The sequence below is a fragment of the Rathayibacter sp. AY1E8 genome (assembly GCF_002931415.1).
In the GTDB taxonomy this organism is placed as follows: Bacteria; Actinomycetota; Actinomycetes; order Actinomycetales; family Microbacteriaceae; genus Rathayibacter.
In genome coordinates, this window is record NZ_PSVI01000099.1 from 1 (window position 1) to 3,890 (window position 3,890).

Consider the following 3,890-nt stretch of genomic DNA (forward strand, 5'->3'; position numbering starts at 1 on the left):
GGTGTGAGGCGGTGCGGTTCGGGTGAGCGGGGGCGTGAGGCGGTGCGGTTCGCGTGAGCGGGGGGCGTGTGGCGGTGCGTGTGGCGGGGTGTTGCGCCGGTGTCCTGCGCGCGCCGCCCCGAGGACGACGGGGATGTGCGGTGTCGGCTGCGGTGATCCCTCCCTCCACAGGAGGGCTTCACGCCGGTTCTCCACGGATATGACGATCCGTCGCTTCCGTGTCGGTGGTCGCTGATTGAATACACGTATGACGATGATCAGCGGGTCCACAGCAGCGGAGGCGGTGCTCAGCGAGGTGCGTGCTCGCGGCGACCGAGCCGCGGCGCTGGCCCGCTCGGCGTCCCCGCTGCTCCTGGCCGCGGCCGAGGAGCTGCACGCCGGGCACCGGGCCGCGCTCGAGCGTCCGGAGTCGTTCGCCCGCGGCTCGGCGCCGCACGCGTCGAGCGACCTCGCCGAGCGGTCGATCCGTGCGGAGTTCGCCGTCGCCCTCGGAGTCTCCGAGCGGGTCGCCTCCCGCGAGCTCGACCACGCGCGCCTCCTCGTCGAAGACCTGCCGGCCACCCGCGCCGCCCTCGCCGGGGCGCGCCTGCGGTGGGAGGCGGGCCAGGTCGTCTGCGCCGTCGCGGCCACCCTGCCTCCGGGCTCCCGCGCCGCGTTCGATACGCGGGCGGCCGAGCTCGCGGCCCGCACCACGCCGACCCAGCTGCGGCGCGCTCTGGCGCGGCTGCGGGAGGAGCTCCACGAGCAGCCCCTCGCCGAGCGCCACCGACGTGCACGCGAGGACCGTGCGGTCTGGCTGACCCCCGAGGTCGACGGCATGGCGACGCTCTGCGCCCTCCTCCCCGCCCCGGTCGCCGTGGGGGCGTACAGCCGTCTCGACCGGATCGCCCGGATCCTCCGCGACGCGGCGGAGGGGACGCCGCCGCTCGCCGCCGCGGGAGCGGGCTCCTGCGGAGCGGAGTCCAGCGGGACGACCGGAGCGGAGCCCGCCGGAATCACCGGTGCGGGCGCCGCGGGCGTGATCTCCGGAGCGGGCGACGAGCGGACCCTCGCCCAGCTGCGAGCCGACGCTCTGGCCGACCTCCTCTGCGAGGCGGACGTCATCGGCACGGCGCCCGACCCGGTCGGCGCCGATCGGCCCGTTCCGACCCTCGTCACCGGCGTGCGCGCCGAGGTGCGGGTCACCCTGTCGGCGAGCACCGCGTCCGGCGCCGACGACGCCTCCGCCGAGCTCGACGGCTACGGCCCGATCCCGGCGGACGTCGCCCGGAGCCTCGTCCCCGCGACCGTCACCCGCGTGCTGACCGAGCCCCGGACGGGCGCCGTCCTCTCGGTCGGGCGCACACGCCGACTGCCGCACCGCGAGCTGCGGCTCCTCCTCCAGCTCCGCGACGTGACCTGCCGCTTCCCCGGCTGCACCCGCTCCGCCGCGAGCGCCGAGGCCGACCACGTCGTCGAGTGGCGCAACGGCGGCGGCACCGACCCCGGCAACCTCGCCAGCCTCTGCGTCGCCCATCACCACGTGCGGCACGGCGACCGCTGGACCTACGTCCTCCACCCCGACGGCACCGCCGACTGGACCACCCCCACCGGCCGCCGCATCACCACGCGCCCGCCGGGCTTCGAGGAACGGCTCCGTCCAGGCCCGCCCGCGACTCCGAGGTTCGCGGACCGGCCGCCGCCGTTCTGACACGCTGCCGTGCTGACAAGCTGCCGTGCTGCCGTGCTGCCGTTCCGCCGTGCACCCCTGAGGGAATCGGCTGTCGGGCGGGTTCGGCGCATTGCGCGGGTTCGCACTGGTGATCGGGCCGTGCTTTCGCTCGGAGGCGAGTGCTCAGCGACCTACCGCCGCGCCGCTGACGCTCGGATCTGCGCCTTCGCTCGGGTTCACGCGGCCGCACCACCGCCGCTGAGGCGCGGACCGTCACCGGGGCCGCACCGTCGCCTGACGCCGTGCCGACACCAGGGCCGTGCCTCCGCCTTGCGCCCTGCCGCCGTTCGGCCACCACGATGCAGCACCTCAGCACTCAGCACCTCAGCACCTCAGCACCTCGGCGGCTCAGCGCGCGCCGTACCGCCGTCACACGCCATCGCGACGGCCCGCCGTTCGGTCAGCGCGTCTCGCGACTGCGCTGGCGCCCCGCACGGCCCCACGGCTGATCCGGCGGGTGCGTAGTCCGGGCGCGTAGTCCGGGCGCGCCCGCGCGGTCAGTCGGCGACGCGGAGGAGCACCTCGCCCGTCGTCCCGCCCCGCGGCCGCCCCGCAGCCGCGACGCAGCCGTCCCGCCGCCGCGACGCTACGCCGCCAGGAAGCGGTCCGCCGTCCGCAGCGAGAGCGCCATCGTCGCGAGCGCCGGGTTCGCGATCAGCGCGCTCGGGAACACCGAGTTGTCGCACACCCAGAGGTTCGGCACGTCGAAGCTGCGGCCGTCCGCGTCGATCACGGCGTCGCCCGCGTCGGTGCCCATCCGCACGGTGCCGAGAGTGTGCGCCGTGCGCGCCATCACCCGCGTGCTCGTCGCGCCGGCCGCCTCCACGATCGCGGTCATCGTCCGGATCGCGTGCCGGTCGATCGCCTCCTCGTTGGCGCCCGCCGAGAACGTGATGCGCGCCTTCGGCACCCCGTGCTCGTCGAGCTCGTCGGTCAGCTCCAGCCGGTTGCCGTCGGCGGGCAGGCACTCGGCGTTGATGCCGACGCCCGCCGCGAAGCGGTAGCCGTCGAGCGCGTCCATCAGATCCCTGCCCCAGAGGCCCGCGCCGCGGGCGAGCGTCGTCGCGTAGGTCAGCGGCATCACTCCGAGACTCTGGATCAGGTAGCCGCCCGCGAAGTCGGCGTCGGTTGGGCGGACGGTGTCCTCGGTGATCACCGAGGAGGGGTAGCCGCGGTAACCGCGCATCTCGTTCTCGAAGGTGCCCCAGACCTGGGTCGCCCCGTGCGCCAGGAAGTTGCGGCCCACCTGGCCGCTGCTGTTCGCGATGCCGGTGTGCAGGAGGAGCCGGGGCGTCTCGACGCCGCCCGCGCAGAGGAACAGGGCGGAGCAGCGCTGCCGGTGCTCCACTCCGCCGCTCGTGTAGACCACGGCGCACACGCGGCCCGCGGCGTCCAGCTCGATGCCGTGCACGAACGAGTCGGCCCGGATCTCGGCACCGGCCCGCACCGCCTCCGGCAGGTAGGTCACGTCCATGCTCGTCTTCGCGCCGGTCCGGCAGCCCTGATGGCACTGGCCGCAGTTGACGCAGGAGGGCCGGCCGTCGTCCCGCGGGCCGCTGAGCACGGCGGCGGGCGCGTCGGTCGCGCGCATCCCGATCGCCGCGCAGCCGCGCAGCATCATGTCGGCCGAGGCGTTCCGCGCGAGCGGGCCCTGCAGGTAGCGGCGCGACGGGTCCCACGGGTACTCGGCCGGGCCCGCCACTCCGATCGTCGCCTCCACCTTCTCGATGTACGCGGTGAGCTCGGCGTGCTCGATCGGCCAGTCGCGGCCGACGCCGGAGTCGCTCCGGAGCCGCAGGTCGCGCGGGTCGGGGCGGGGCGTGAACGCGCCCCAGTGCAGCGTCGAGCCGCCGACCCCGCGGCCGCTGTTGTTCTGCCCGAAGGCGGTGGGGGTCTCGCCTCCGCTGAGGCGCTCCTCCATCCAGTTGATCTCGACGGCCGCCGTCTCGTCGGCGGTGTGGCCGAGCGGATCTAAGTGCGGCCCGGCCTCGAGGGCGACGACCCGCAGCCCTCGAGCGGCGAGCACCGAGAGCAGGGGCGCTCCGCCTGCCCCGGTGCCGATCACGACGGCGTCGACCGTCTCGTCGAGCGGGAAGCGGCGCATGCCGGTCGTGTTCATCGGTGACTCCTCGTCGTCGGTTCCCAGGTCTCGCGGTCGTCGGCGCCGAGCAGGCGGAAG

At 75.2% G+C, this 3,890-nt stretch carries 2 protein-coding genes; one reads left to right on the forward strand and one right to left on the reverse strand.

From position 1 onward, the window contains the following. The first annotated feature begins 247 nt into the window (after nucleotides 1–247). Nucleotides 248–1,690, forward strand: a complete 1,443-nt coding sequence (locus C5C74_RS16655; protein WP_104351928.1) for an HNH endonuclease signature motif containing protein — start codon at nucleotides 248–250, stop codon at nucleotides 1,688–1,690. A gap of 607 nt (nucleotides 1,691–2,297) precedes the next feature. On the opposite strand, the gene C5C74_RS16660 is transcribed toward C5C74_RS16655, so the two are convergent. Further along, nucleotides 2,298–3,830: a GMC family oxidoreductase gene (locus C5C74_RS16660; RefSeq protein ID WP_104351929.1), complete on the reverse strand. Its 1,533-nt coding sequence runs from the start codon at nucleotides 3,828–3,830 to the stop codon at nucleotides 2,298–2,300. Nucleotides 3,831–3,890: the final 60 nt, after the last annotated feature.

Excerpts from the sequence above, each read along its gene's own strand:
- C5C74_RS16655 (WP_104351928.1), top strand. The coding sequence starts at position 248 with ATGACGATGATCAGCGGGTCCACAGCAGCGGAGGCGGTGCTCAGCGAG.
- C5C74_RS16660 (WP_104351929.1), bottom strand. The coding sequence starts at position 3,830 with ATGAACACGACCGGCATGCGCCGCTTCCCGCTCGACGAGACGGTCGAC.